Source organism: Streptomyces sp. NPDC050121, from assembly GCF_044460385.1.
GTDB classification, from domain to species: domain Bacteria; phylum Actinomycetota; class Actinomycetes; order Streptomycetales; family Streptomycetaceae; genus Streptomyces; species Streptomyces soliscabiei.
Map to the genome: position 1 here is coordinate 65,430 of NZ_JBITJV010000015.1, position 21,552 is coordinate 86,981.

At 69.6% G+C, this 21,552-nt stretch carries 19 protein-coding genes and 2 pseudogenes; 12 read left to right on the plus strand and 9 right to left on the minus strand.

The window, feature by feature from the left end; genetic code table 11:
* The first annotated feature begins 21 nt into the window (after positions 1–21).
* From ACIBTS_RS23355 to ACIBTS_RS23375, 5 genes are all read left to right on the plus strand, one after another.
* Positions 22–867, plus strand: a complete 846-nt coding sequence (locus ACIBTS_RS23355; protein WP_399321820.1) for an amino acid ABC transporter permease — start codon at positions 22–24, stop codon at positions 865–867.
* 85 nt (positions 868–952) lie between these two features.
* Positions 953–1,735, plus strand: a complete 783-nt coding sequence (locus ACIBTS_RS23360) for an amino acid ABC transporter ATP-binding protein (RefSeq protein ID WP_399321997.1) — start codon at positions 953–955, stop codon at positions 1,733–1,735.
* Between the two features lie 720 nt (positions 1,736–2,455).
* On the plus strand, positions 2,456–3,814 hold the full coding sequence (locus ACIBTS_RS23365) for a rhodanese-like domain-containing protein (protein ID WP_399321821.1): 1,359 nt from the start codon (positions 2,456–2,458) through the stop codon (positions 3,812–3,814).
* Positions 3,815–3,855: 41 nt separating this feature from the next.
* Complete coding sequence (locus ACIBTS_RS23370; protein WP_399321823.1) at positions 3,856–4,221, plus strand: rhodanese-like domain-containing protein; 366 nt, start codon at positions 3,856–3,858, stop codon at positions 4,219–4,221.
* Positions 4,218–4,961 (plus strand): sulfite exporter TauE/SafE family protein, encoded by a 744-nt coding sequence (locus tag ACIBTS_RS23375; RefSeq protein WP_399321825.1) that lies wholly within the window; start codon positions 4,218–4,220, stop codon positions 4,959–4,961. The genes ACIBTS_RS23370 and ACIBTS_RS23375 overlap by 4 nt, the downstream gene beginning before the upstream one ends.
* 36 nt (positions 4,962–4,997) lie before the next feature.
* On the opposite strand, the gene ACIBTS_RS23380 is transcribed toward ACIBTS_RS23375, so the two are convergent.
* Complete coding sequence (locus ACIBTS_RS23380) at positions 4,998–5,282, minus strand: metal-sensitive transcriptional regulator (RefSeq protein ID WP_399321826.1); 285 nt, start codon at positions 5,280–5,282, stop codon at positions 4,998–5,000.
* A gap of 80 nt (positions 5,283–5,362) precedes the next feature.
* Here ACIBTS_RS23380 and ACIBTS_RS23385 point away from each other — a divergent pair, with 80 nt between their 5' ends.
* Positions 5,363–5,938, plus strand: coding sequence for a rhodanese-like domain-containing protein (locus tag ACIBTS_RS23385; protein WP_399321828.1), 576 nt, complete (start codon positions 5,363–5,365; stop codon positions 5,936–5,938).
* 114 nt (positions 5,939–6,052) lie between these two features.
* Here ACIBTS_RS23385 and ACIBTS_RS23390 read toward each other — a convergent pair whose 3' ends face one another.
* The 3 genes from ACIBTS_RS23390 to ACIBTS_RS23400 all read right to left on the minus strand — a co-directional run bounded on the left by ACIBTS_RS23390 (position 6,053) and on the right by ACIBTS_RS23400 (position 10,678).
* Positions 6,053–8,875 (minus strand): glycoside hydrolase family 2 TIM barrel-domain containing protein, encoded by a 2,823-nt coding sequence (locus ACIBTS_RS23390; protein WP_399321830.1) that lies wholly within the window; start codon positions 8,873–8,875, stop codon positions 6,053–6,055.
* A gap of 146 nt (positions 8,876–9,021) precedes the next feature.
* Complete coding sequence (locus tag ACIBTS_RS23395) at positions 9,022–9,597, minus strand: hypothetical protein (protein WP_399321831.1); 576 nt, start codon at positions 9,595–9,597, stop codon at positions 9,022–9,024.
* 106 nt (positions 9,598–9,703) lie between these two features.
* On the minus strand, positions 9,704–10,678 hold the full coding sequence (locus ACIBTS_RS23400; RefSeq protein ID WP_399321833.1) for a helix-turn-helix transcriptional regulator: 975 nt from the start codon (positions 10,676–10,678) through the stop codon (positions 9,704–9,706).
* Positions 10,679–10,758: 80 nt separating this feature from the next.
* Between ACIBTS_RS23400 and ACIBTS_RS23405 the strand changes: the two genes are divergently transcribed.
* Complete coding sequence (locus tag ACIBTS_RS23405) at positions 10,759–11,493, plus strand: alpha/beta fold hydrolase (protein WP_399321835.1); 735 nt, start codon at positions 10,759–10,761, stop codon at positions 11,491–11,493.
* Positions 11,494–11,519: 26 nt separating this feature from the next.
* A complete protein-coding gene (locus tag ACIBTS_RS23410; protein WP_399321836.1) occupies positions 11,520–12,086 on the plus strand; it encodes a hypothetical protein in 567 nt (188 codons plus the stop codon).
* 66 nt (positions 12,087–12,152) lie between these two features.
* Here the strand turns inward: ACIBTS_RS23410 and ACIBTS_RS23415 are convergent, their stop codons facing one another.
* From ACIBTS_RS23415 to ACIBTS_RS23425, 3 genes and pseudogenes are all read right to left on the minus strand, one after another.
* Positions 12,153–13,382: an MFS transporter gene (locus ACIBTS_RS23415; RefSeq protein WP_399321838.1), complete on the minus strand. Its 1,230-nt coding sequence runs from the start codon at positions 13,380–13,382 to the stop codon at positions 12,153–12,155.
* 368 nt (positions 13,383–13,750) lie between these two features.
* Positions 13,751–14,136, minus strand: a pseudogene (locus tag ACIBTS_RS23420) (transposase); the annotation flags it as partial.
* 113 nt (positions 14,137–14,249) lie between these two features.
* Positions 14,250–16,196: a BTAD domain-containing putative transcriptional regulator gene (locus ACIBTS_RS23425; RefSeq protein ID WP_399321840.1), complete on the minus strand. Its 1,947-nt coding sequence runs from the start codon at positions 16,194–16,196 to the stop codon at positions 14,250–14,252.
* Between the two features lie 131 nt (positions 16,197–16,327).
* Between ACIBTS_RS23425 and ACIBTS_RS23430 the strand changes: the two genes are divergently transcribed.
* A complete protein-coding gene (locus ACIBTS_RS23430) occupies positions 16,328–17,206 on the plus strand; it encodes an alpha/beta fold hydrolase (protein ID WP_399321842.1) in 879 nt (292 codons plus the stop codon).
* A 158-nt stretch (positions 17,207–17,364) separates the two neighbouring features.
* On the opposite strand, the gene ACIBTS_RS23435 is transcribed toward ACIBTS_RS23430, so the two are convergent.
* Positions 17,365–18,189, minus strand: coding sequence for a helix-turn-helix domain-containing protein (locus tag ACIBTS_RS23435; protein WP_399321844.1), 825 nt, complete (start codon positions 18,187–18,189; stop codon positions 17,365–17,367).
* A 110-nt stretch (positions 18,190–18,299) separates the two neighbouring features.
* Here ACIBTS_RS23435 and ACIBTS_RS23440 point away from each other — a divergent pair, with 110 nt between their 5' ends.
* The 3 genes and pseudogenes from ACIBTS_RS23440 to ACIBTS_RS23450 form a co-directional block, all read left to right on the plus strand.
* Positions 18,300–18,662, plus strand: a complete 363-nt coding sequence (locus tag ACIBTS_RS23440) for a VOC family protein (RefSeq protein ID WP_392654070.1) — start codon at positions 18,300–18,302, stop codon at positions 18,660–18,662.
* Between the two features lie 47 nt (positions 18,663–18,709).
* Entirely contained in the window at positions 18,710–19,135 is a 426-nt protein-coding gene (locus tag ACIBTS_RS23445; protein ID WP_399321845.1) for an SRPBCC family protein, read from the plus strand.
* 328 nt (positions 19,136–19,463) lie between these two features.
* Positions 19,464–20,213 (plus strand): annotated as a pseudogene (locus ACIBTS_RS23450) (hypothetical protein); the annotation flags it as partial.
* Here the strand turns inward: ACIBTS_RS23450 and ACIBTS_RS23455 are convergent.
* On the minus strand, positions 20,098–21,255 hold the full coding sequence (locus ACIBTS_RS23455; protein ID WP_399321847.1) for a hypothetical protein: 1,158 nt from the start codon (positions 21,253–21,255) through the stop codon (positions 20,098–20,100). The pseudogene ACIBTS_RS23450 and the gene ACIBTS_RS23455 overlap by 116 nt on opposite strands.
* Positions 21,256–21,552: the final 297 nt, after the last annotated feature.

Here is a 21,552-nt window from a genome sequence, read left to right on the forward strand (position 1 = left end):
GGCACGCAGAGAGAAGACCACGTGACCCACGCAACCGTGCTCGCCGACGCAGGGCAGTCGTCCGGCTTCGACTGGCCGTTCTTCTGGCACTACCTGTTCTCGCCGTCCGAAATGTTCCTCGACGGACTCTGGCGCACCGTCTACATCTCGGTCATCGCCCAACTGCTCGGCGTGCTCCTCGGGTTCGGCGTCGCCCTGGCCCAGCGCAGCCGTTTCGCCCCGCTGCGCTGGGGCGGCGGGGCCTATGTCTGGCTGATCCGCGGCACGCCTCTGCTGGTCCAGCTCGTCCTCGTCTACAACGGCCTCGCCGCGGCGGGCGTCTACCGCTTCGCCGACGTCCAGGTCGGCGGGCTCGTGCTCCTCGGCGTCGTACAGGCGGCCACGCTGACGCTCGCCCTGAACGAGGCCGCCTATATGGCCGAGATCTTCCGCGCGGCCCTCGGCGCCATCGATCCCGGGCAGGCGGAGGCGGCGCAGGCGCTGGGCATGACCCCCGCGATGACCATGCGGGTCGTGCTGCTGCCGCAGGCGATCCGGATCATCGTTCCGCCGCTGGGCAACGAGTTCAACCTGATGATGAAGTCGACCTCCCTGCTGTCGGTCATCGGCCTGCAGGAGATGTTCCTGACCGCGCAGTCGATCAACTCGGCGACCTTCAAGACCTTCGAGATCTTCCTCGTCGTCGCCTGCTACTACCTCGCGCTGACGACGGTGTGGTCGTTCGTCCAGCGGTTCATCGAGCGCAGACTCGCGGATCCCGGACAGGTGATCGCCGCACCCTCGCTGCGCGAGCGGCTCACCGGTGGCGGCCTCGGCCGCACCACCGGCCGCGAGGACGCCACGCTCGTAGGCAAGGAGGCCCACTGACATGGAACCGATCACGAGGCAGGACGGGGAACAAGAGGGTCACGGGGCCGGGGCGCCCGCCGGGCCGGCTGACGCATCGGCGGTGATGTCGGCACGCGGGGTGGTCAAGCGCTTCGGCGACGTCCGGGTGCTGAACGGTATCTCCATGGACGTGCGGGCCCGCGAGGTCGTGGTCATGATGGGGCCGTCCGGCTCCGGCAAGACCACATTCCTCCGATGCCTCAACCACCTCGAACGCATCGACGAGGGCGAGATCCTCATCCACGGCCGTCCTGTCGGCTACCGGCCGCTGGCGTCCGGTTCCGATCGGTCGGTGGGGAAACGGCCGGTGGAGGAGCGGCCGAAGGTGGTGGCCGAGCGCCGCCGCAACATCGGTTTCGTCTTCCAGCGCTTCAACCTCTTTCCCCATCTGACCGCGCTCGACAACGTGGCCGTCGCGCCGGCGAAGGTCCTCGGCATGCCGAAGGCCGAGGCCAGGGAGCAGGCACAGGAGCTCCTGGCGAGGGTGGGCCTCGGGCACAAGGCGTCGTCGCGGCCGTCGGCCCTGTCCGGCGGCCAGCAGCAGCGCGTCGCCATCGCCCGCGCCCTCGCCATGAAGCCGGAGTTGATGCTCTTCGACGAACCCACGAGCGCCCTCGATCCCGAGATGGTCGGCGAGGTCATCGCCGTGATGAATGAACTCGTCGACGACGGCATGACGATGATCGTCGTCACGCATGAGATGGGTTTCGCCCGCTCGGCCGCGGACCGGCTGGTGATGTTCGACCAAGGGGCCGTTCTGGAGGAAGGCCCCCCTGAGAAGCTCATGACCGACCCCGCCCACGAACGCACACGCGCCTTCCTGCGCCGTGTCAACGAGGGCGACTGAGCAAGCGCGGCGCGGACACCGGTCCTCGGGTCGCATCCCATCTCGAAGGCGAGAGTGCAGGCTGGGACGTGCTTTCGCCTTCCCCTCCGTCAAGGAGGGCGTCGACTCGCCGCGATGGAGGCGCCCGCCGCGGGAGTTCCGCCGGTGGTACGCGATCTGCCCGTACTGCGCGAGGTGTTCGACAGCGCCGCCCGTTTCGCAACCACCCACCAGGACCTGGCCGCTGGGCTCGGTGCCGCGGTCACCGACGACATGCTCGCGCGGCAGGCGTGGGGCCCCGCCGACTCGCCGCTCGCCACACCCGAGCCACCGCCGCGAGCGCCGTCCGGCGTTCTACGGCTCTCGGCTGGGACGCCCCGAAGATCCCAGGCAGGACCTTACCGGGAGTTTGCGCACGCGTCCGCAACGTCACCTCAGCATCTGATCTCCGCGCGCGGCAGCCCAACTGAGAGCGCGAGTTCGATTCTCGCCACCCGCTCCAACACGAACCCCCAGGTCATGGACCCGGGGGTTGTTTGTTGTCTAGACCAACGGGCGGGGCACGCACCACATCCGGGGAGCCCGCCACCCCACCCGGCCCGGCTCACGCCAGGTGTAACGCCAGGTGTAACGACAGGCGACAGAAGTGACACCGGGGTGCCCAGAAATACCCCCCGGGGTACTCGTGTTACGGTGATACACATACCCCCGGGGGTAATTCACGTGGGAAGGGACAACTCCGTGTTCTTCATCGACACCATCGAGCTCGACGGTCTCGGCAACCGCCACTACCTGGCCGGCGGCAAGCAGGCGGCTGTGGCCGTGGACCCGCCGCGCGACTTCGACCAGGTTCTGGCTGCGGCCGCCCGGCGCGGGGTGCGGATCTCGCACGTGGTGGAGACCCACATCCACAACGACTACGTCACCGGCGGGCTGGAGCTGGCGCGTGTGACGGGCGCCGCCTATCTGGTGCCGGCCGGCGCGCGCGTGTCGTTCGCCCGGGTGCCGGTGGCCGACGGCGACACGGTCACCGTCGACTCCGGCCTGGACCTGCGAGCCGTGGCCACCCCGGGTCACACCCCGCACCACACCTCGTACGTGCTGCAGGAGAACGGTGTGCCGGCGGCCGCGTTCACCGGTGGTTCGCTGCTGATCGGCACGGTGGGCCGACCGGACCTGGTCGAGCCGCGACTGACCGAGGAGCTGGCCCGTGCTCAGCACGCCTCCGCGCACCGGCTGGCGGACGAACTGCCCGACGAGACGTCCGTGCTGCCCACCCACGGCTTCGGCAGCTTCTGCTCCTCGACGCAGGCCGAGGGGGACGCCACCACCATCGGCAAGGAGAAGAGCGTCAACGCGGCGCTGACCCAGGACGTGGACTCCTTCGTCACCCGGCTGCTGGCCGACCTCGACGACGTGCCCGCCTACTACGCGCACATGGGTCCGGCCAACGCCGGCGGCCCGGCTCCGGTGGACCTGACTCCCCCAGCTGTTGCGGACGCCGAGGAGATCGCCGGCCGCCTCGCGGCCGGCGAGTGGGTGGTCGACCTGCGTAGCCGTATCGCGTTCGCCGAGGGCCATGTCGCCGGTTCGTTCAACTTCGAGGCCGACGGCAAGATCGCCACCTACCTGGCCTGGATGATCCCGTGGGGCAAGCCGGTGACCCTGCTCGCCGAGTCCCCCGAGCAACTGGCCGCCGCCCAGCGCGAACTCGTCCGGGTCGGCATCGACCGGCCCGCCGCCGCCGCGACCGGCACGCCCGAGGGGTGGGTGGCCGAGGGCGGCTCCCTGGCCTCCTTCCCCCGGTCCACGTTCGCCGGCCTGGCCGAGCACGGCACCGACGGCATCGTCGTCCTGGACGTACGGCGCGACGCCGAGCGCGCAGGCGGCCACATCGAGGGCTCCGTGCACATCCCCGTCCACCAGCTGCACAAGCGGCTGGGCGAGGTGCCGCCCGGCACCGTCTGGGTGCATTGCGCAGGCGGGATGCGGGCCGGTATCGCCGCCTCGCTGCTGGACGCCGCCGGACGGGACGTGGTGGCCGTTGACGACGGATTCGACGCCGCCGCCGACGCCGGACTGACCGTCGGCACCGGCTGACGGCCTGCCCTACCCCCTTCGAACCCCTTGAGAGGATTGTGATGTCTCTCTTCCGATACGGCGGGGACCGCGTCACCGTGGACGACGCCCGCCGACGCACCCACGGCACCGATGCCCCGGCCGTGCTGCTGGACGTGCGCGAACAGGGTGAGTGGGACGCCGGTCACGCTCCCGGTGCCCTCCACGCGCCGTTGTCCCGCCTGGCGGCGGGCGGGACACTGCCCGTCGCCGCCCAGGGACGGCCGCTGGTGGTGATCTGTCGCAGCGGGAACCGCTCTCAGCAGGCCGCCGAGCTGCTGGCCGCGCGCGGCGCCGAGGCTGTGGACGTCAAGGGCGGCATGCAGGCGTGGGCCTTGGCCGGTCACCCGGTCGTCGACGAACGCGGAGACAACGGCTCGATAGCATGACGGCCCTGATCCTCGCGCTCGTCGCCGGCGCCGTCATCGGACTGGCCCTGGGCGGACTCGGCGGAGGCGGCAGCGTCCTCGCCGTGCCCGCCCTGATCTACCTGCTCCACTTCACCCCGGCCCAAGCGACGACGGCCAGCCTGATCATCGTCACCCTCACCTCGGTCACGGCGCTCGTCGGGCATGCCCGGGACGGCAATGTGGCCTGGTCTGCCGGGCTACTGTTCGCCGCGGCCGGCATTGTGCCCGCGATGCTTGCCGGGGCCGCCGCCGGCCACCTGCCCCAGAGGATGCTCACCGTCGCTTTCGCCGTCATCGCGGCACTCGCCGCGCTGCGCATGCTCCGGCCCGCCCCCACTGAGCCGTCCGGCACGGTCAACGCTGGCAAGGCAGGCGCCGCCGGGGCCGGCCTCGGCGCGGTGACCGGATTCCTGGGCGTGGGCGGCGGCTTCCTCGCCGTCCCGGCCCTGGTGAGCGTGCTGAGTCTGCCCATGCGCCGGGCCGTCGGCAGCAGCCTCCTGGTCATCACGATCAATTCCCTGGCCGCGCTCGGCGCCCGGGCCGGCACGGGGATGCACCTGGACTGGACGGTCATCGCACCGTTCACCGCGGCGGCCATCCTGGGCGCCTGGGACGGCAAACGCCTGTCGAAGAAGATCAAGGGACATACCCTTCAGCGCCTCTTCGCCTACGTGCTGCTCGCCGTCGCGGCCTTCATGCTCATGGACGCGATCGCATGACCATGTCCGTAGCTCGGACGGGTGGACGGGAAAGCGTCAGGCCAGCGAGAGGAAGAGCTTCTCCAGCCGGGCACGCATCTGTTCACGGTCCTCACCGGACCCGTCACCACTGCCGTCCGCGAGGCACCGCTGGAGACCGGTGGCGATGACGGCGAATCCGGCCCGGTCAAGCGCGCGGGATGCGGCGGCGAGCTGGGTGACGACCTCCTCGCAGTCGCGACCCTCCTCGATCATCCGGATCACTCCGGATATCTGACCCTGCGCCCGACGCAGCCGGTTCAGCACCGACCGCAGCTCCGCACCCGCCAGATCAAGTTCCACGACCGCTCCTCACAGACACCCCACGGGAACAAGCGCTCCCGTACCCGGGGCACCCTCGACTCACAAGGATGACATTCGCCATGACCGCCTCCACCGCCCTCGACCCCGGCCAGGCCCGCAGTCGCCTGCAGGAACTCACCGTCATCGACGTCCGCACCCCCGGCGAGTACGCCGGCGGCCACGTACCCGGCGCTCTGAACATCCCTCTGGACCAGCTCGACCGGGCACTGCCGGACATCCGCACAGCCGCCCAGCGCGGCGAGGTTCTCGTCGTCTGCGCCTCCGGCGCCCGCTCCGAGAACGCGTGCCGAATCCTCGCGGACGAAGGCATCCACACCGCCACGCTCGTCGGCGGCACCGGAGCCTGGGCCGCCCAGGGCCATGACCTGCACCGGCCCGAGGGAAGCACGAAGGCGACCTGGGGCATGGAACGACAGGTCCGCCTCACCGCCGGCTCGGTCGTCCTGCTGGGCCTGGCGCTGGGCGAGTTCGTCCACCCAGCCTTCCGGCTGCTGTCCGCCGGCATCGCCGGGGGGCTGGTCTTCTCCGCCGTGACCAACACCTGCGGCATGGCCGCCATGCTCGCCAAGCTCCCGTACAACCGGCCCCGCAAGGCCGACCTCGAGGCGACGCTGGCACGCCTGCGCGCCAACTGAGCCCGGGACCGCGCTTCGCGCACGCCTCGGGAAGGTGAGGTCGTGCACCTGTGGGAAGTGCCGCTCGGCAGGGGGCCGGCCGCATGGTGCGGCGTCGGCGAGCGGGTGGACGCGCTAGTCGGAGAACGAGAAGTACAGGGTTCGACCATAGTCGCCCGTCGCCGTGGCGGGGCCGCCGCTGGGGCCGAGCGAGGCCGGTGGATCGAACTTGGTGCCGATCGCCGGGATGGCGTCGAGGAAGGAGAGGTCGCCCTGCGGGAAGGGCGGCGCGGTGTGGCGTGGGTCGGGTCCGAACCGGGGGGTGAAGAGGCGCACGTAGAGGTTGTCGTCCTCGCCGACCACGGTGAGTCGTCCGGCGGCGGTGTGCAGGGACGCCCAGCGGACGCCCGCGTGGTAGCCCTTGAACTCCGGGTACACCCAGCCGTCGGCACCCGTCGCGGTGTCGTTGTACTGCTTCGTCCAGATGTCCGTCGCGACACCGCGCAGCCGGTTCTTCCACACCCTGTGGGGTCCGTGGCCGAGCCAGGTCACGCCGGTCACCCCCGATTCGGGGTGGTCGAAGCCGACGCCGAAGAGATCGTGCTCGCCGGTGAGGTGGTAGCGGTAGTCCAACTGCAGCCAGCCGCTGGGGTGCAGACGCCAGCGGACGTGGCGCAGGACGCCGGAGTACTCGGCCTGCACCGTGTAACCGTTGCCGTCGGGCCCGTGCGTCAGGCGGGTGAGGTCGGCCGTTCCGGTGGTGGGCAGCGGGCCGCGGGACAGCGCGAAGTCCCTCCCCCGGTGGGTGACGCCGGCCAGCAGGCCCGTCGTGGCGTCGAGCGTGACCGTGGTGTGGCGGGATGCGAGGGTGAGCGTGTTGTCGGTGAGGGAGCCGCGTACGGCTGGTCCGGGGCCCGTCCGTACCAGCCGCCGGGCCTGGTCGGCGGCTGACGCGATGGTCCATGTCCAGCGGTGGATCTCACGGCCGTCGGCATCGGTGACGGTGAGCGCCAGGGCGTCGGCGCGTCGCCAACCGGACGGCAGGGGCAGGCGCAGCACTCCTTGTGCACCGGGCTCGATGTCCGGCGCGGAGGCGGTGCCCTGGGCGCGCACGGTGTGGCCGTTCCGCCGCTGCGACGGGGTGCGGAAGTCCAGGAGCCGCCAAGTGAAACGACAGGTACGGGTGTTGGTGAAGGCGTAGTGGTTGGCGAGGCCGATCCGCCCGTCGAAGTCGTCCGGCAGGCCGGAGGCGAACCGCTCGGGCTCGGCGAGTTGTACGGGAGACCAGATGTCCTTGATCGTGTAGAAGCTGGCCTCCTTCTCGCGGAAGGGGCCGAGGATGCCGTCGGGTGCGGCGTTGCCCGCCACATCGACGGTACCGCCGAGGTCGTCCCGCACGATGCCCTCGTCGATCAGTGACCACAGGAAGCCTCCGGCGGACAGCCGTTCACGGCCCATCAGCTTCCAGTAGTCGTCGAGGCCCGCGCCGGCGCCGCCGTCGTAGAGGCCGTGGAGGAACTCGGTGGGCATGAAGACGTCGCCGCGTTCCTGGAGGATGCGGCGCGTGCTGTCGTACGTCTCGTAGTGGTCGGTGTTGATGCCGCCGAAGTTCGCCCAGGGGTGGAGGACGGTGCGCTGCTGGGGGTCGTGGCGGGCGTAGTCGCCGTCGAGGGCGGTGTTCCAGCCGCCTTCGTTTCCGTTGTCCCAGAACAGGATCGACGGGTGGTTGACGTCACGGGTGACCATCTCGGCGACGAGGGGCCTGCCTGCCGCTTCGTCGTAGGACTTCTGCCAGCCGGCGAGTTCGTCGAGCACGTACAGCCCGAGTTCGTCGGCGAGGTCGAGGAAGTGCGTGTCCGGCGGGTAGTGGGACATCCGGACCGCGTTCATGTTCATCTCCCGCATCAGGAGGATGTCCGTGCGGCTGATGCGGGCGCTGGTCGCCCGGCCTGACGTGGGCCAGATGGTGTGCCGGTTGGCTCCTTTGAGGAGGATCTTGACGCCGTTGACGTACACGCCGTCGCCGGGGCGCACCTCGACGGTGCGGAAGCCGAACCTCTCGTCGACGCGGTGGACGGTGCGGTCGTCGCCGACGCGGAGCGCGACCTCGACGCGGTAGAGGTGCGGGGTCTCCGCCGTCCACTGCCGGGGGGAGTCGACAGCGGTCCTGAGGGTCACCGTCGTGTCGCCGGGAGCGACGGCCGCGGTGAACGGGGCGCCGACCGGGCGCCCGGAGAGGTCGGTGACCTGCGCGACGAGACGGTCGGCGGTACCGGTACCGGACAGGTGGGCGTCGATCCGCAGTGTGCCGTCGGCGCGGGCGTCGACGGCGATGCGTTCGATGTGCTGGAGCGGGAACGCCTCGAGGTGGACGGGACGGTAGATGCCGCCGAAGTTCCAGTAGTCCCCAAGGCGTTCGGCCCGGTTGACGGAATCGTCGGTGGATTCCTTGCTGACGGTCACCTCCAGGAGGTTGTCCTGCCCCGGACGCAGCTTTCCGGTCACCTCGTGACGGAACCGGTAGAACCCGCCGCGGTGGACGGGCCCGGCCGACCCGCCGTTGATCCACGCCTCGGTGTCGGTCATGGACCCTTCGAAGACGAGGAAGACGCGTCTGTCACGCCAGTGGGCGGGGGGCGTGAAGGTGTGCCGGTAGTGGCCTTTCTCGTCCGGGACCAGATTCCACCCGTAGTTGTAGGTGCCGTATCCCTGGAACTCCCAGTTGGACGGAACCGGGATGCTGCCCCAACCGCCGCTGCGCCGCCCGCTGGTGCACAGGAAGTCCCAGTCGACCGGGTGGTCGGCGTCCTCTCCGGAGAGATACAGGCGCTCGGTGCGCGCGGAGGCGTCCGCTGCGTCGGCCGTCCCGGCGGCCCGGGCCGCGCCCGCGGGGATGCCTCCGGCGACGGCCGCGCCCACGGCGCCGAGGATCAGAACGCCACGACGTGACAAGTGCATGAGATCTCCAGGCTTGGGTGGACCATCGGGGAGGGCGCGACGGGGACGTGCGGGTAGTCGGCGGGCCCGGTCGACACACGGTTGTCGAAGCGCTTCCGCGGTACAACGCCGCAGATCAGAGCGAACTTGGGGGAGCGACGCCGACATTAGGAGTCGAATGAATCGAACACAAGAGGGCAGCAGAAGCTACAGGTGGCCTTGCGGTCGGTGAGGAACAGCGGGCCGCGGGTACGGCGGGCGATGAGCCGGGGCAGGAGCTGGGCGGTGCCGGACTGCCAGTGAATCCACTCCGTCGCCCCGCCCTTGGCGGTGATCTTCCCGCGCTTGTCCTGCGGGTACAGGTCTTCGACGTTCAGGCACAGCACCTCATCGGCCCGTGCGGCGGACTCGTAGAGCATCTTCCACTGCGTCTTCTCGCGGATCCCGACGTCAAGGCGCCACAGGGCGGCGATGGTGTCGGCGTCCATCTCGTCCGCCCGCGCCGCCGCCAGCTCGGCCAGGGCCTCCGGCAGCACCGGGTCGTCGATCGCTGTGACGGGGAAGACGGGCGGCTTGGCGCCCCGGCGGGCCGGACCGGTCGGCGCCGCCTCGCCGGCGAACATCCATCCCCACGTCGTCAGCGAGATCCGGTAGATCCGCGCAGAGGACTTCGCGATCCCGGCGCCGGTGAGGTACCGCTCGACCGCCGCGGTGTACGTGGCCGGAGGAGCGGACAGGGGCACTACCCGGGCGCGCGGGACACGTAGCGCGCCCCCGACCCGAGTTCGGTCACTGGTTCGATCGCCATGCCCGCCCGCCCATCTGGGTCTGCCGCAGTAAATCCGGTATTTACTGCGGTAGTTCTTCCGGTTTCCGCTGGGCGGCTGCGGTGAGCTGGGCGGCCAGATTCTTGAGCGCCTGCCGTAGTTCGTCGGGATGGTGGATGGTGAAGGGCCATTCCAGGGAGGCGAGCATGTGGGCCATGCCGTCCAGCCGTTCTGCCCGTGCGTGCATGAGAACGCCGGTGGGCTGGGCGGTGAGGGTCACCGCTGAGCGAGGCAGTCGGCGGGCGATCTCATCGAGGGGGCCCTGGATCGTCACCTCGACCTGCCAGCGGTAGGGCCCCTGGGCGAGGGTCGAGGTCAGATGGGCGACGGGGTCGAAGCCGTCGGGTGCGGTGAAGCTGTGGGCTCGGGGGGCGACGGAGGCGATGCGGTCGATACGGAAGGTGCGCAGGCTGCCGCGGAGGTGGTCGTGGCCGACGACGTACCAGCGGCCGGTGTGGAAGACCACGCCGTAGGGGTCGATGTCGCGTTCGGTGTGTTCCTGGCACCAGGACTGGTGGCTGATGGCGACGGTCGTGTGGGCGCGGGAGGCCTGGGCCAGTGCCAGCAGGACTCCGGTTCCGGGTGCCTGACCGATCACGGCGTTGGCGGTGAACGACAGGGTCTCCCGCATGGCGGCGAGCGGTTCGCGCAGGGCGTGCGGAAGCACCCGCTCGATCTTGGCCAGGGCACCGGCACTGGCCGGTGCCGCGGTGCCCATGCCCAGACGCTCTGCCGCGAGCAGGCCAAGGACGACGGCGAGAGCCTCGTCGTTGGTGAGGACCAGAGGGGGCATCCGGTAACCGCGGGCCAGCCGGTAGCCGCCGTAGCGGCCGCGTTCGGCCTCCACGGGGATGCCCAGCTCCCGCAGGTGCGCGGTGTACCGGCGCACCGTGCGCACGTCGGTGTCCAGCCGGTCGGCCAGCTCCACACCGGTGAGCCGGGCGTTGGACTGGAGGAGTTCCAGCAGGGTCAGCACACGGGTCAGGGGATGCGACATGGATCACTCGGCATTTCAGGGCGGATTCTGTCCTGTATCGACTTTACGCTCCCCGCAGCACCTCACTTCAGGGAGATCACATGGCCACCTTCGTACTCGTTCCCGGCGCCTGGCTCGGAGCGTGGGCCTGGGAAGACACCGCCCGCGCTCTGCAGGAGCGCGGCCACACGGCGCTGCCGCTGACCCTGACCGGCCTGGCCGAACACGCCGACCAGGCCGGACCCCGGACAGACCTGAACACGCACATCGCGGACATCACCGGCTTCATTGAGCGGAACGGTCGGCGCGACGTCACGCTGGTCGCCCACAGCTACGCGGCTGCCCCGGTAACCGGGGCAGCCGGACGTCTCGGCAACCGCCTGGAGCGCGTGATCTACGTGGACAGCGCTCCGTTCGCCACAGGCATGTGCATGCTCGACCTCATGCCACCGCAGGCAGCGGACCAGCTGCGCCAGCAGGTCGACGCTTCCGGCGACGGGTGGCGGCTACCGATGCCGCCCTTTGAGGTCCTGGGCTTGTCCAGCAGCCTCGACGGGCTCGATGAGGGCCGGCGGAACGCTCTGCGCACGCGTGCCACCCCTCAGCCGTTCGGCACTTTCACCCAGCGTCTCGCCGGCCCGGCCGAGCCCGGCCCCGGTGTGGACCGTGTCCTGATCGCGTGCCGTGACTTCACGGGGCTGCTGGAAGCCGGGGTGCCGATGCTGGCCTACCTGAACCAGCCGCCGTGGCGGCGCTTCGACCTGCCCACCGGGCACTGGCCGATGCTGTCCGCGCCCGCCGAACTCGCCCGTGTCCTCGACAAAGCCGTCTCCTGACCGCGCTGGCCGAGAGGCACAGCCCGATGCCTGACCACGAGAGCATCCGCCGGCTGCGGGCCCACGCTCAGGCCCTGGCCGGCGGAGCATGCCAGGCCTCTGCCGTGACGGTCGTCCGACGGGTCTTCGCCATCCAGGCCCAGGACGCCACGGCCGCCGACCTGGGCATCCGGGTACGCGGCCGGGACATCACCGCCCGGGCCGAGCTGACCGAGCGCCTTACCACCCTCGGTATTCCGCCGGACGGGCAGGCGCCGTTCTACCTGATCCGCCACGCGGCGCTCACCGGCATCCTCTGCCATGGTCCGCAGCGCGCCGGTGAGGCCACGCATGTGCTGCTCGACGACTGGCTGCCCTCCACCGGCCGCTTCCGGTGGGAGGGCGACGATGCTCTCGCCGAGCTGGCCCGCCGGTACCTGGCCGCGCACGAAGGTCTCCACGATTCGAGGGGATTGACAACTTGGGCCGCGACACGGGCCCGGCAGACCGCAGCCCCTCGATGCCGACGTCGTGCCAGGCCCGGCGCCAGCGCTGCACCGAGCGCACACTCACCCGTCAGTCCTTGGCGACCTCGACGTTGGCACCCGCAGTGAATCGAGGTTTCGGCTCGGCAGGAGGACGGCGGCGTGGTTGTGCCGGATGAGATGGTGCTCGCCGAACTACTCGGGCGCCTCTGCGCTTCCTGGCCAGGTGAGACGCCTGGCGAAGTGGGCTCCCGCTGTCAGGACCATGAACACCGCAGTGCAGCCGCCGAGCACCATGACCGCGGATGGGGAGGTGCGGTCCAGGACCATCCCCCCTAGAAGCGCGCCGATGGAGATCGTGGCTTGGAAGGAAGCCGTGAACAGCACCGATGCCGCTTCGGGGACAGACGGCGCCGCCTTGGAAAACCAGGTCTGCGATGCGACCGGCACTGCGCCGTAGCCGACGCCCCACACGATCAGCAGGGCAACAGCACCAGCCTCCCAGCGGCCCACCATGGGAAGCAGAAGAGTCGCCGCTGCAATGAGTCCGGCCGCAAGTCCGAAGACAGTCCGCGGATACTGTGCCACCCGGGCACCCCCGAGAAAGTTGCCGAGGATACCGGCAGCGCCGTAGATCAACAGGAACGTGGTGATCAGGCCGTCGCCGGCATGGGTGACCCGTTCCAGGAACGGCGTCACATAGGTGTAGGTCCCGAAGTGGGCGAGCACGATCAGGAACGTCAGCAGGAGCGCGAAGCGGGTGTTGCTGCTGTGCAACATGCCCCTGAGATCGCTCAGTTGGGTGGCCTGGACGGGAGGTAACGGGGGCGCGACCAGGAGCAGCATGATCAGCACCCCGACCGTCAGCGCACCCATGACCGCGAATGCGATACGCCACCCGGCGAGATCCCCGAGGAGGGTGCCGGTCGGTACTCCGAGGACGGATCCCAACGGGACAGCGGAGAAGATCACGGCGGTAGCCCTGCTGACCGAGGTCGGCGGCACCAACCGTTCGGCCAGCCCAGCGCCTATCGACCAGAACCCGCCGATCGTGATCCCCACCATGACCCTGGAGACCAGCACGAGCCAGTAGTCGGGTGCCGCAGCGGCAAGGAAATTCGCCAGGGCCAGCAGGAGCATGAAGACGCATAGCATCAGGCGACGGTCGATGTGTGCCGTGGCCACAGTGACCAGAGGAGCAGAGACCGCCGCGAGAAAACCCGGCATGGTCATCATCAGCCCGGCCACACCATCTGAGATGGTGAAACTGGAGCCGATCGAGGTCAGCAGGCCGATAGGCAGGATCTCAGTGGTGACAATGGCGAAGATTCCCAGCATCACCGAGACCACGGCCAGCCAGCCGATCAGCGGCGATGGGGTCGGCAGAGCTGCGCCGTCGACTGGGTTGGTAGTGGTGGGGGACATGAGCTCCGTCCTGTGATGGGCAGTGCGTTGGCGAACAGCTCAGCAGGCGGTGTCCCCGGTCGGCTGGCAGAACTACGACAGCACCCTCGCGCCCCGCGGTTGATGTCGCATTCTTGCCAGGACAATGGCACTTGCGACGGCACGATGCCGCGGGCGCGGACCTGGTCGCGGTAGGGCCTGTCCGGCGGATCAGGTCGCAGGAAAGCAGCGACGCCTGATCAACGCAGGTGAGCGGGGAATGGTGCGTCCACCTGCAAGACGGAGGAGGGCGTCGACGCGATGGGGGTCCCCCCGCTCGAGCGCAGCCGAGAGTGGGGGAGGGCGTGCCATCCCCCGCGTCTGCGGCATGATCCGCCGGACAGGCCCTGGATGTCGTGGTCGTAGCCGTGGTCGGCAAACAGCGAGTCCGGCTTGCGGCGGGGACGGCCGGTCCGGCCGCGGACCGGCGGGATCGCGTCCAGCAGCGGCAGCGACCGAGTGACGTCGTTGCGGTTGCCGTCGGTCAGCAGGACCGCGAGCGGCGTGCCGTGCCCGTCGGTGATCAGGTGGTGTTTCGAGCCGGCCCGGCCTCGGTCGACCGGCGACGGGCCGGTGTGCTGCCCCCTTTTAGCGCTCTGACGTGGGAGGAGTCGACCACGCAGCGAGACCGGTCCAGCCGTGAGGATCCCGCACCATACTTCCCGGTCCGGCAACGGCTTGCGGCCGGGACAGCGGAACCTGCGCTCACGCTGCGGCGGGAGCGGCTCCAGGCAGTCCCACAGTTCATCCGCCACGATTCACGGCGACGTCCCCATGCCGCACCGAACGCTCAACTGCCGCCCCGGACACGGCGACCAGAAGCGATCCACCTCATTGTGTCAGCCGTTGTCATCGCCGATTGAGGTACTGATCGAGGGTGGCCAGGATGTCGTTGACGGCGCCGAAGGTGATCACGGCGGTTGTTCCGCCCGCGATCTCGCCGCGCAGGGTGGAGAGGGCGTCACGCGCTTGTGTGGCCAGTGATTCGTTTTGGAGCACGATCGCTGTGTGTGCGTTGACGGCCCAGAGCGAGTCGTACAGGTGGTCAGCGGGGGGTGTGGGCAGGGTGGCGGCCGCGTGGCGGGCCGCTTCGAGGTTGCCGCCGGCAAGGTGGAGGAGGGGCTGGGCCCAGGGACGGTAGGGGCCCCAGTCGAGGTCGGGGTCGGTTGGCGCGGGACGTTGGTGGCGCATGCGGAGTGAGAGGAGCGCGAGCGGGAAGATGCCGGCTTCCACCCCGGGCATGCCGGCGCCGGCGAGGTCGGTGGCTACGGTGCGATAGGCGTGAGCGACTTCGGCGGGGTCGTTCGATCGTTCTGCCAGCTGCATGCTCCGGAAAGCGGCGGTGAGAATGTGAACGAGCGGGGCCTCGTGGATGGTGGCGAGTCGTTCGGCCGCTACGACGTGGCGCTGAGCGGTCTCAGTGTCGCCACGCGCCGCGTAAACCTGGATCTTGATCAGGTGGCCGAGGATCTCGAACATCGGGAGATCGTGTCGCGTGGAGAGATCGATGAGCTCGTCGGCGATCACGTCGCGTTCGCTGGTGCGCCCGGGGTGCTGGAAGGACTGCACGAATCTGGCGTTGAGCGCGAGGACCAGCACGTTGGGATCGTGCAGGTCGCGGGCGATTTGTTCGGCTTCGGTCGCCGCCTCGGCGGCCCAGCGGTCGCGGGTCCCGCGATGCTCGAGCCCGATGGTGGCGAGCAGACGTGCGCGAAGCGCGGGTGGAGCCCCTGGTCCAAGGCGGTGCAGAGTGCGTCGGGTGGTCGCGACGAGCGCCTCGCACTGTCCGGGATCGTCGGCGCGCGTCCAGATGGTGGGGACGTCGTAGGCCGCGATCACGCGGGCGGTCAGGCCGGGGTCTCCGGTCCGTTCCGCTTCCGCGGCTGCCGCGGCGCGTTGCTCTTGGGCAAGTACCAGGTTGGTGCCGCCGGTGACTGCGGCGGCCTTGGCGACGGTGCTCATCGAGCGCAGCCGGGTGTAGGTCCCCGTCGCTTCTGTGCGCGTGAGCAGGCGCAGCCGGTCCTCGTCCCGGGGCGTGGGTGTGAGGTGCGGAGCGCGCCGGAGGATGTCACGTTCGAGATGGTCGAGGCTGTCCACCGATTCCAGCCCGAACTGATCCAGCAGCCTGGCTCGCGCGTCACGCAGCGAGGCCAGCGCATCGACCTGGCGGCCGCCTTGGTAGAGAGCATGGGAGAGCAGGACCCCGGCATGCTCCCGCCATGGGTGTGCCGTTGCCAGCACCTCCAGCTCCGGGACGAGAGACGCGCCACGTCCGAGGTCGAGCACCGCCCGGGCGCGCAGCTCGACGGCTTGACGATGAAGTTCTGTCATCCGGGCGCGCTCTGCCATCAGCCAGGGCGAGGCGTCGAGGTCTGCGTACGGTTCACCCTGCCACCACGAGAGGGCTTCGCTCAGCACACCGGCAACCTGGCCGCTGGGTTGGTCGCGCACGGCTCGAAGGGTGTCCTCGAAGCGGTGGGCGTCGACGTGTGCCCGTGGAATCCGCAGGGCGTATCCGGTACCGACGGTCTCGATGGCGTGCGACCGGGTTCGCGGAAGTCGATCAGGTTCAAGGGCGCGTCGCAGCTCGGCGACGAAGGTGCGGACCGTCCCGGCCGCTGTGGGCGGGGGGTCCTCCCAGAGATCGTCGACGAGCACCTGAAGCGGGAGGGCCCGGCCGCCGGCAGCGACCAGCCGCCCCAGAAGCTCGCGGCGGCGCTGGCTGCCAACCGCTACCGGGCGGCCCTCGGTATCCGTGACCTCGATCGGCCCGAGCACCTTGACGAGGATCTCCATGTCCTCATTGTCGACGGTTTCGGGCTGCCGCTGCTGATCCACTGCTAACCCAGCTCTCCGATCCTCCTCTCGCTCATGCCTTCGCGGGTAGCGGCAGCAGCTCACGAGTACGGGAGAAGGAGACGATCACGATGGACATCACCATTGAGGGGTTCGAGACCAGGTCGATCGGTGTGGCCGACGGCGTTGAACTGAACGCGGCGGTCGGTGGAGCAGGACCGGCCCTCGTGCTGCTCCACGGCTTTCCCCAGACCCACCTGATGTGGCGGCATGTCGCTCCCGTCCTGGCCGAGCGCCACACCGTGGTCTGCCCAGATCTTCGCGGCTACGGCGCCAGCAGCAAGCCGGAAGCGGTCGCTGAGGACACCTACTCGAAGCGGACGATGGCCGCGGACATCGTCGGCCTGGCCGACGCACTCGCGTTCGACCGGTTCGCGCTGGTCGGGCACGACCGCGGCGCGCATGTTGCTTTCCGGGCCGGCCTGGATCACCCGAATCGGATCAGCCACCTGGGACTCCTGGACATCGTTCCCACTCTGGACACCTGGAACGTCCTCCACGGGGCCAGCGCGGCGGTGGCCTTCCACCTGTATCTGATGGCCCAGCCGCCCGGTCTGCCCGAGCAGATGATCGCCGGCAGCGCCGACGCGTTCTTCGGCCACTTCCTCGATATCTGGTCCATGAGCTCCGACGCGATCCCGACGGACGTACGCGCGGAGTACCTTCGTGCATGCCGGGACGCGGTTCCCTCGATCGTCGCGGACTATCGCGCAACCGCGACGGTCGACATCGAGCATGACCAGGCCGACCTCGACGCGGGCAACAGGCTCACCATGCCGGTGACTGTCGTCCAGCAGGACTGGGGCCGGCAGTTGGGGTTCGACGCCACCGCGATCTGGCGGCCATGGGCCGGCGACCTTCAGCACTTCACCACCCAGGCGGGCCACTTCATGGCCGAGGAGGCTCCGGAGGATGTCGCGACGCTGATCCTGAACCTGGTGAAGCGGTGATCGCCACGGACGGGCCGATGCCGGTAGAAACTCGCACACACAGACCCGATGGTGCCGCAAACTTCGCGGACCCTCGGGTGGCGAGCGTGATGCGCGCGGCAGCGCACGTCCGCACGTACCGCTGACACCTGTGGTCGCCGTCAGCCACACCGTCCTGGTCATGTGTCAGGCAGGCCCTGGGCAAGAAGTCGGCGCAGCGCAGTGGGTGTGTGTCCGAGGTGGTCGCGCACGGTGCGAGTGAGGTGTGCCTGGTCGGCGAAGCCGAGGTCGGCGGCGAGTGCGCCGAGGCGGTTTTCGCCGACCTCCAGCCGGTCGAGTGCGCGGGTGACGCGAACCCGGTTGCGGTATCGCGTCAGTGAGACACCGAGTTGCCGGGTGAACGCCCGGCTCAGCCGATACGGCGACACGTCGAGGTGCGCGGCGAGCGGAAGCAGTCCGGTCGCGGACGAATGGGCGTCGCGGATCAGGTCACGTGCCGCGGCGACGAGCGCCCGGTCGCCGGGGCTGGCAGCTGCGTCGGCCGGGGCCGGCGCCTCGATGACCTGGTCAACGATGTGGCGGATCAGGCCGGTCAACCGTTCCGCGCCGGCATAGTCGACGTCCGGGGTCCGGGTGGTGGCCAGCAGCCGCCGGTGGGCGAGGTCGAGCCGTGCGTCGACGTACACGGTCGACGTGGTGAGCCAGGGGGTGTCGCCGGCCAGGGTGCGCCACAGGGCTGGGGTGAGGCTGATCGAGGTGCACACGTCGCCGCCGGCGGGATGGGCGAAGTGCTCCTCCTCACTGGGCATACCGACGTAGCCGACGGTCGGGTCGACATCCGTGTCGACGCCTCGGACCCGTCTGCGGAACCGTCCCTGTCGCACGAGCACGACCTGCACGTGCCGGTGCGACTCCACCGCCGACCAGTTCGTGTGGTCATTGCGGCAGGTCGCCGCCGTGACAGCGAACTCCGGCCGGGTGATGAGGTCGACAAACGAGAGCACCGGACCAGGGTAGGCGGAGGGTCTGACACTCCCGCAAGAATCTTCAAGACGGACCGGGTGCAGCGAGGCAGGCTCTGTGGCGACACACCTGAGACGAAGGAGTCGACACCATGTCCCCGTTGGCCCAGCTCGCCACCGTCATCATCGACTGCGCCACTCCTGGCCCGCTCGCCGAGTTCTACCGACCGCTGACCGGTTGGGAAGTGACCTACAGCGACGCGGACTGCGTCTGTCTGGGCGACGGCGGGCCGATCCAGCTCGGTTTCCAACGTGTCGAGGGCTACCAGCCGCCGAGCTGGCCCAGCCCGGCGAAGCAGGCCCATCTCGACTTCAAGGTCACCGACGTCGAACGAACGGTCAAAGAGCTCGTCGCGCTCGGCGCAACCCGGCCCGAGTTCCAGCCGGGCGGCGACGAGTGGGTGGTGCTCGCCGACCCCGAGGGGCACCTGTTCTGCCTGGCCGCAGCCGACTGACAGCCCCAAGAGATCAATCCAAAAACGCCGATTCACGAGCAGGAGCAATGGCTTCCATCAGCAAGGAAATCACGATCGCATGCAGTGCCGACGACGTGTGGGCGGTCATCGGTGACTTCGCCGCGGGACCGTCGCGTATGGCACCCGGTTTCGTAGCGGACACCCGCGTCGAGACCGACACCAGGGTCGTCACGTTCATCGACGGCACTGTGGCAAGGGAGCGCTTCATCGCTTCCGACCACGAAAACCGCCGGATCGTCTACGCCGTCGTTGGGGACAGCATGCAGCCGGCCCACGACAACGCGTCCATGCAAGTACTCGCCGACGGTGAGGATCACTGCCGGCTCATCTGGATCCACGATGTGCTGCCCGACGACCTCGCCCCCGCCATCGACGCGTCGATGACCCATGGTGGCGCGGTCATCAAACGAACTTTCGAGGAGCGTCACAGTCAGCAGGCCGCGGCCTCCTGATTCGGTGGATCCCGTCGCCAGTACGGCTCACCGGTTCAGGCCGCCGGGACGCGGGGCGAGCCAGGCTCAAGAGTGACCATCCCGACGATCGCCACCGCCGTACGGTCCTCAACGGCGAACGCCCCGGGTGTCCCAGGAAGAGGGCGGCGCCGGAACGCGATCTTCTCCTCGGGCTCCAGCCACGCCCTTCGGGAAGACCATCCGCAGGGTTCCGATCGATACCGGTGGCCGCTCCTGGTCGAGCACCGAGTGCTGGCTTACCAGTAGATGGGGGTTGGCCGAGGCAGGCCAGCGGCGGTGCCGGTGGGCGAGCCGGTCGGTGGCGATGCCGGATGTGCTTCGGCCCGACCTGGCCCGTCTCCTGGCCCCGCTCACCGCGCACGAGGCCCCTGCCGTGCTGAGCCCGCACCCCGGCGACACCGCCTGGCTCCGGCAGACGGCACTCCAACGACTACGCCGAGCTGCTCGGCTGCTCGGTCCGCACCCTCAGCCGTGCCACCCGGGACGCCACCGGCAAGGGGGTACGTGAACTCATCGACGAGCGGCGCCTCCTGGAAGCCCGGCACCTGCTGGGAGGTGCCCGGTGGGACGCCCCCTCGACGTCCACCACACCCTGCGGCGCAGCCTGCTCGAGTCGCTGCTGCTGCGCCTGGCCAACTCCCCGGGCATCGTCCCTGTCGGCACGGCCACGGTCGGCAAGGGCCGGGCGGACAGGTACGGACGCTTCCTGGACGCCTTGGAACTGCACTTTCGCGAGCTGCACCAAGCGGCGGACCACGCCGAGCTGCTCCATGAAGAAGGCCCAGGTCATCGACCTGGGCCTTTTTGCTGTGTGCTGCGATCACTCGCCGCGTGCCAGGACGTTGGTCGTCGGGGTTGGCGCCGGCGGATCACGAGGCTGTCGGGGTCGGCGTCTCGGCGGCGGAGGCCGGTCGGCTCTTTTTCGGCGGGCCGGGCATGGTTCACTGCACCGTGTCCAGGGCCAGTTCGGTTCCCACCTGCCTGCCGCGGGACCGGGAGTGTCGCCGACGCCGGTCTCGTACCGGCCAGAGCAGGACATACGCGGTGGAGACGATGACGAAGCCCAGGCGGATCAGGCCGCGGGCCGCGTCACCGGGAACGACGAAGACCGCGCCGTACAGGGTGATCAGGCCGATCCAGCTCCACCAGGGCACCAGGCGCCGCTGTCCGATGACATCCCACAGCAGGGTGCCCAGCAGGACGGAGGCGGTGTAGTACGTGTAGACGCTGGGGTCCAGGGCGATCCGGGCGTTGGCGCCGAGCAGGACGACGGCGGCCCAGCGGCCTCGCCAGACCGCGACGCAACCCAGCGCCAGCCCTATCGCGGCCTGCGCGGGCCGGTCCCAGGGAGGGGTCTGCGGATCGTCGACGCCGAGCCAGTGCAGCGCGGACGCAGGCTGGTTGGGGATGGTGAACTCGGCTGCGGTCAACGACTGCGGGGCATTGAGGAGGAACGGCAGCCAGGCGAGCGCGACCAGAGCCGTGCACCACAGACCCGCGCGCAGCCACTGCCCCCTCGGCAGGGCGAGCAGCAGCGGCAGGAAGGCCAGCGCGGTCGGTTTGGAGTCCATGGCCAAGGCCAGGAAGACGCCCGTCGCAGCGGGGTTGCCGCGGGTTAAAGCGCGTACGGCAAGGGCTGTGAAAAAGAGTGCCAGTACGTCGTCGAGGTGGCCGAAACGGACGGCGACCTCGATCCACATCGGGATGAAGGCCAGGCCGGCGATCAGCACCCGCTGCCTCAGCCGCTGGTGATTGGTGCCCGTGCCCAGGAGATGCCAGGCGGCGCTGCGTCCGGCCACCACCAGGATCAGCAGACCGAGCAGGGACATCACGCCTTCGGCCAGGAACTGCCCGGCGGGCTCGGGAAGAGGGTTGAACAGGCCCGCTGTCAGGAAGCTGACGGGGCCCATTTGCAGTTCGGGGTGGTGGGCGTACAGGTTCAGACCGCCATCTGCCCTGCCCGAGCCCGCGTAGAGCAACTCCCCGCCAGTACGCAGGTAGTGCCAGGAGAACCCCCCGTGCGGCTGGACCACGGCGAACCAGAGGACTGTCCAGGCGGTAAGCAGCACCAGGTGTATCCGCTGGCTGATGGCCGACACGCTCTCTCGCTTTCGGTTCTGGTCGCCTTGCTCGTTTCCCACACGTCATGCGCCCCTCCTAGAGATGGCCGGAAGGCAGGACAGGTTCTCGGCGTGAGGTAAGAAGCGGCCGCCCGGTCCGCTGAGCCGGACGGGCGGCGGGTCGCAAGAATGCGGCCGAAGACAGCGCGGGCCGCGAGAAGGCGCCCCAACGTAGGACTTGCGTCACGCAACGCGGAAAGGGCCTGGGCGACTTGGGAGGCAGAGCCGAGGCGCTCCTTGATCAGCTTTCCGAACCATTCCGCGAACCAGGGCAGC

Coding starts and splice junctions, on each gene's coding strand:
- ACIBTS_RS23360 (WP_399321997.1), top strand. CDS start 953: ATGTCGGCACGCGGGGTGGTCAAGCGCTTCGGCGACGTCCGGGTGCTG.
- ACIBTS_RS23370 (WP_399321823.1), top strand. CDS start 3,856: ATGTCTCTCTTCCGATACGGCGGGGACCGCGTCACCGTGGACGACGCC.
- ACIBTS_RS23375 (WP_399321825.1), top strand. CDS start 4,218: ATGACGGCCCTGATCCTCGCGCTCGTCGCCGGCGCCGTCATCGGACTG.
- ACIBTS_RS23385 (WP_399321828.1), top strand. CDS start 5,363: ATGACCGCCTCCACCGCCCTCGACCCCGGCCAGGCCCGCAGTCGCCTG.
- ACIBTS_RS23390 (WP_399321830.1), bottom strand. CDS start 8,875: ATGCACTTGTCACGTCGTGGCGTTCTGATCCTCGGCGCCGTGGGCGCG.
- ACIBTS_RS23400 (WP_399321833.1), bottom strand. CDS start 10,678: ATGTCGCATCCCCTGACCCGTGTGCTGACCCTGCTGGAACTCCTCCAG.
- ACIBTS_RS23405 (WP_399321835.1), top strand. CDS start 10,759: ATGGCCACCTTCGTACTCGTTCCCGGCGCCTGGCTCGGAGCGTGGGCC.
- ACIBTS_RS23410 (WP_399321836.1), top strand. CDS start 11,520: ATGCCTGACCACGAGAGCATCCGCCGGCTGCGGGCCCACGCTCAGGCC.
- ACIBTS_RS23415 (WP_399321838.1), bottom strand. CDS start 13,382: ATGTCCCCCACCACTACCAACCCAGTCGACGGCGCAGCTCTGCCGACC.
- ACIBTS_RS23425 (WP_399321840.1), bottom strand. CDS start 16,196: ATGGAGATCCTCGTCAAGGTGCTCGGGCCGATCGAGGTCACGGATACC.
- ACIBTS_RS23430 (WP_399321842.1), top strand. CDS start 16,328: ATGGACATCACCATTGAGGGGTTCGAGACCAGGTCGATCGGTGTGGCC.
- ACIBTS_RS23440 (WP_392654070.1), top strand. CDS start 18,300: ATGTCCCCGTTGGCCCAGCTCGCCACCGTCATCATCGACTGCGCCACT.
- ACIBTS_RS23445 (WP_399321845.1), top strand. CDS start 18,710: ATGGCTTCCATCAGCAAGGAAATCACGATCGCATGCAGTGCCGACGAC.